3 protein-coding genes and 2 pseudogenes are annotated in these 5,022 nt (G+C 56.2%); 2 read left to right on the top strand and 3 right to left on the bottom strand.

Going from position 1 to position 5,022, the window contains the following annotated elements; translation table 11 throughout:
* Positions 1-292: 292 nt before the first annotated feature.
* Positions 293-1,207: a hypothetical protein gene (locus BBJ66_RS25190; RefSeq protein WP_010034735.1), complete on the bottom strand. Its 915-nt coding sequence runs from the start codon at positions 1,205-1,207 to the stop codon at positions 293-295.
* Between the two features lie 934 nt (positions 1,208-2,141).
* Here BBJ66_RS25190 and nodA point away from each other — a divergent pair.
* Complete coding sequence (gene nodA / locus BBJ66_RS25180) at positions 2,142-2,729, top strand: nodulation N-acyltransferase NodA (RefSeq protein WP_004679687.1); 588 nt, start codon at positions 2,142-2,144, stop codon at positions 2,727-2,729.
* 410 nt (positions 2,730-3,139) lie between these two features.
* Here nodA and BBJ66_RS35075 read toward each other — a convergent pair.
* A pseudogene (locus BBJ66_RS35075) lies at positions 3,140-3,598 on the bottom strand (GDP-mannose 4,6-dehydratase).
* A 231-nt stretch (positions 3,599-3,829) separates the two neighbouring features.
* Here BBJ66_RS35075 and BBJ66_RS33745 point away from each other — a divergent pair.
* Positions 3,830-4,773, top strand: a pseudogene (locus BBJ66_RS33745) (IS630 family transposase).
* Here BBJ66_RS33745 and BBJ66_RS35160 read toward each other — a convergent pair.
* On the bottom strand, positions 4,745-5,022 hold a 278-nt coding region (locus BBJ66_RS35160; protein WP_210184958.1), incomplete at its 5' end, for a hypothetical protein. The pseudogene BBJ66_RS33745 and the gene BBJ66_RS35160 overlap by 29 nt on opposite strands.

Genomic DNA, 5,022 nt, shown 5'->3' with positions numbered 1-5,022 from the left:
GAAAACTCTAGCATCCGGTGGTCCAACGTTTGGGAGCGTTTCAAAGACCGCCGAGGCTCTAATCGCCGCCGGATGAAAATTCAGTGGCAGGTCATTTGTTCTCGATGTTGCACAAGGAGCCAATTCCAGCGGCCACGAAGTACTTGGTATGCACCCGTGGGAACAACATGGGCGCTTCAATTGAACGGAAACTCAAATTTATGGCTGGCTCTGACAAATTACGGACGATCAGCGATAGTTCGGGTCTCCAGCGGGATTGCAGCATGAGGCCGGCAGTCAATACCAAAGGACATTACTGCGACTTCGCCGAATGCCGGTAATAGACATCCGCCAGAATGTGGTGGTCATGGCGGTAGACTTCGGCCATGATATTATAGAGGCTTGGATCGTGAGCCTCGAAATCTTCTGATGTGGCAATGGTGAGATTGCCTCGGCTGTAAGCCAAGTTCGTATTGAACCAAAATCGCGTGCCCTCGGCCCAATACTCATCGACGTTGTTCTCCATATAGGAACACGCCCAGAGGCCTTTCTCGTAGGCGTGCGAATAGGCACGTTCAACTCGTGCAACGAGATCAGGATCTACCGTGCGCAGCGCGTTGAAAATATTATGTGAGAATTCGTGAACAAGAATGTTCCCGCCGTAATACCGCGTGCCCGGCACGCCCATCAAATTCTCCACAGCTCCCGTCGTGTAGAGCCCGCCCATGCCGCGCGCCCTTTGTGCCCAGTAGTCTCGGGCAGTCATCTTGCCGATCGTGTTGGCGTAATCCCGCCGCTCGTCAGGGGTGAGACGTGGATCATCGGGAAGAGGCTTCTTCCAATCCCGCTGCTCGGGAATATCAGTCGTCGTCTCGTCAATTGCCATGACGCCCACCCGCGCTCCAGCCTGGATTAAAGCATCGCGGACATCACGGCGTTCTGACAACATGTAGAGGACAATGTCACGTGAGATCAATAGTGCCGTGTCTGGAACCTTGTTTGACGAAATAATAGGTATGCCCGCTGCGTCAGCATATTTGGCATAAAATGGATCCAGATTGAGTGATGTCGGTGGGCTGCGAACTATGAAAGTCTCGAAACTCGATACATCAGCCGCGGACAAAGGCGAGTCAGATAAGACATTCTCAGCGCCGCCGAGTCTGCCTGCGGATGCAGCAAGAAGGTACCCACCGCACAACACCATCCCCATCGAGCATACATCCATCATCGTGACCTCTCGTTAACGGCTGTCTTTCGTGAGACGACGCAACAACCGTGCCAGTCACTAAGTATTTCCTCGGGGGCTCATCGGCGCCGCCGGCTCTGTACCAGACCATGTGCGTGACGATCGGCATCCGGTGACCAGGGTATGACGATCACCTCATACCGTTATCTAGGAGAAAATTGCGATCTCGCGGCCGCCTCGCCAGTCCTGGGAGGCGTTTGCTGTGTCCGGGGTCCTAAAACTTGCACCGGAAACGCACTGATCTAGGAATCCATTCCTGTACCCATCATCTTCTCCCGAGGTCGGGATCGCCAGGCAAGTATGTCCTCTGGCAATCTTCGCCGATACCCAGCGTGCCGGTCCATGGGCTGCGATAGCCAAAGCGAACCAGGGCGTTTTGCGAGGGGAACCCCTTTCAGATTCAACAGGAGAATGCTGCTGCCTATCGCCGCGTCCCATTTTGTGTGGAATCAGACTGTCGCAAACCGAACATTCCGAAAAAACCCCTCCGCCAGGTCGGGTCGTTCGACGACTTTCGACGCCGGGATAGACCAGCCCGGTTCCGCCGAGGGTTCTAATGTGATCTCGACAATTTGCCTGATTATCGCCGAAAACGTCTTTGGCTTGCTTCTGCCTGAGTAGCGAGCCTCTCAGTCATGGTCAACTTTTCAGTTCAATGTCCTGGATGCCTGATCAAGATGATCCAGCATGATGGACAAGGCGGCATGTTCACGAAGAAGTTGGAGCAGCCGCTTCATCTGGCGTCGGCAGCCGATGGCAGGCCGATTGATTGGAACGCATCCATTGGACGGATGAGTTCCATCCAAACAAATGATTTCACCAGCTTATACCAGTGCCATTAGAAGCGCCCCAACGAGTGCGTATCAAGTAGTTGCTCTGTCGACGCCTGGACAGAGTATTAAGTGGAGGTTTAGGTATGAGCCCTCAGGTGCGGTGGAAAGTGTGCTGGGAAAACGAGTTGGAGCTCTCTGACCACACGGAGCTCGCAGATTTCTTTCGGAAGACCTATGGGCCAACTGGAGCTTACAACGCCCTTCCATTCGAAGGTGCTCGTAGTTGGTCAGGAGCTAGGCCCGAGCTTCGCGTAATAGGCTATGATGCGCACGGTGTGGCCGCTCACATGGGGTTGTTGCGTCGTTTCGTTCGGGTTGGCGAGGTCGATCTACTCGTATGCGAGCTTGGATTGTGGGGCGTGCGTCCAGATCTTGAGGGGTACGGCATTAATTCGATGCGCATTGTTTACCCAGTGCTGCAGCAACTTGGCGTTCGGTTTGCGTTCGGCGGTGTTCGGCAGGCGTTGCGCAACCTTGTTCTCAGGCTCTGCCGAAATGGTCTTGCGACGGTTTTGGAAGGGGTACGCGTGCGATCCACCCTTGCCGATGTTTATCTCAACCTCCCGCCGACGCGCTGTGAAAACGTAATTTTGGTAGTATTCCCAATAGGATGCTCAATGAGTGATTGGCCATCGGGGACCTTGATCGAGCGGAATGGCCCTGAGCTATGAAAGAGCATGGTCCCATAGCTGAAGTTATCCGAAGAGACGGTGGCGGCCCAGTGATCGGTGCGTCTATTTAACCCTCGATGACGGACCGACCCACACGATGACACATCCCGCACCTTTCGATCTGCGAACGCTTAGACGTCAAGCGTGAGATATTCGAGACAAGCAGGACCATCAGGAACATATGCCCCGAAGCCTCGGTACCGCAATCCGGGCACCTGGTGGAAGTATGAACATCATCGGCTAATGCCGTATTTTTGCGCGCTCGCGGGTTCACGATCCGCGCTCCTCGTTCGACCCGCTAACTGACGCCACTGCCGCAGAGCACGGCATCGGAGCCTGCGCACAAGCGCACTGCCGACCATACTGCGATGGCCGACAACCCAGATCTTCTTGTTGGACAAGTCGTACACTCAGAGCTCTTCCCGGCTGTTCAGGGCCTTCCAGTGCTTGACATCCTCGCGCACCATCTCGGCGACGAGCTCCTGAACCGGGGCCTTGTGTTGCCAGCCCAGCTTCTGGCGGGCCTTGGTCGGATCACCGGCAGAAGATCAACTTCCGTCGGGCGGAGGTATCGAGGATCGACTTCAACAAGGCAGGCACCGGACGCGGAGTCGTAGCCAGTCGACGCCGGACGCCTTCCATTCCAAAGTAATGTTCACGTCGGCAAAAGCCCGCTCGAGAAATTGGCCGACACTCGTCGTCTCGCCGGTCGCCAAGACGTGGCCATCCGGTTTGTCCTGCTGCAGCATGCGCGACATGCCCTCGACATACTCACGTGCGTGGCCCCAGTCGTAGCTCCTGGCGCTGTTTTTGGCCAGCTGTCGGGCGCGGCGGGCCTGCGCGATCGAAGTTGGCTTGTTCAGCCACAAGGCGAAGCTCTATCACCTGGGCGCTCGCAGCGTCTCCCGTGCGATACGCCATTTCTCTCTTGGCTACAGGGATGTGCGATTGTCTCCTGTTTTCAAAGCTCTTTGTCCTGCTGATGGTCGCGGTCGCGCTGGCGCGCGGTCGACCTAGACATGTCCTGCGATTGATGAATCGATTGTGAGGTGACGAGAGCGACCGAAGCTGATTCAACATCCACAGCGGAGAGGTGGATGATGGGACAGGCCCTGAGCGATGATCTCCTAATACGGGTTTTGAAAGCGTCTGCGGCGGGCATGTCGGCTCGACAGGCTGCGGCTCGTTTCGGAGTTGGGATTTCGACGGCGATCCGCTGGATTGAAGAGCGAAAGAGGGTGAGTTAACTGCTCTGCCACAGAGCTGGAGACGACCTTCGGCAGTGGATGCACACGAGGAATTCGTTGTCGCGTTGATCAACGAGCGTAGGGATGTGACGCTCGATGAGATGGTTGAGCGCTTGTCCGTCGAGCGGCAGGTGAAGATCAGCCGCAGCGCACTTGGCGCCTGGCTTCGAGGCCGTGGGTGGACCTTTAAAAAAAGACCGCACACGCACTGGAGCAGGACCGACCGGACGTCCTGAAGCGCCGGCGCGCCTGGTTCGATGGTCAATTGGACCTCGATCCGGAGAAACTGATCTTCATCGACGAAACCGGCCTCTCGACCAAGATGTCACGTCTGCGCGGACGTGCATTGCGAGGTGAGCGTTTGCCGTGCCGGCGTGCCGCACGGCCATTGGAAAACAACGACTTTCACCGGTGCGTTGCGCCTCAGCGGAATGACCGCCCCATTCGTCTACGATGGCGCGATGAACGGCAACGTCTTCCTTGCGTATGTCGAACAGGTGCTGGTGCCGCCCCTGGAGATCGGCGACGTCGTCATTATGGATAACCTGCCTGCACACAAGATAGCCGGTGTCCGCGATGCCATCGAACGTGCCGGCGCCAAGCTCATGTTCCTGCCGCCCTATAGTCCGGACTTCAATCCAATCGAGAACGCATTCTCGAAGCTGAAAGCCATGTTGCGAGGCCGAGCCGAGCGAAAGATCGATGCTCTATGGGATGCGGTCGGGGCCTTGATACCTCGCTTCACTGCGGCAGAATGCGCAAACTACCTTAAGGCCGCTGGATATGACCCAGATTGAGCAGGATTTGCTCTAGCGGTGCAAGTGATGCCATCACGACACCGTCTGTCGGCTTTGTCTGATCGGCGACATTAGGTTTGTTTGGCAGTTTCCTGTGGTGGTTCGGAGTAACTTTCTGAAACCCAACAAAARGATCTTTCCTTTGGCTCGATCGGCCCACATGGCACGGGTTTTGAAGATTGCCATGCGAGGCGGCGCGAGCTGCCTGCCTTTTACTCAGCGATGGATGGAACGAAAGAAGGAAGGCGA

Origin of the sequence: Rhizobium sp. RSm-3, assembly GCF_001854685.1 — a bacterium.
Taxonomy (GTDB): domain Bacteria; phylum Pseudomonadota; class Alphaproteobacteria; order Rhizobiales; family Rhizobiaceae; genus Rhizobium; species Rhizobium ecuadorense.
Note: the sequence above shows the minus strand (reverse complement) of the source record. Positions and strands in the feature narration are given on the sequence as shown.

Bases quoted from the DNA above. Each gene is read 5' to 3' on its own strand.
- BBJ66_RS25190 (WP_010034735.1), bottom strand. From the start codon at position 1,207: ATGATGGATGTATGCTCGATGGGGATGGTGTTGTGCGGTGGGTACCTT.
- nodA (WP_004679687.1), top strand. From the start codon at position 2,142: ATGAGCCCTCAGGTGCGGTGGAAAGTGTGCTGGGAAAACGAGTTGGAG.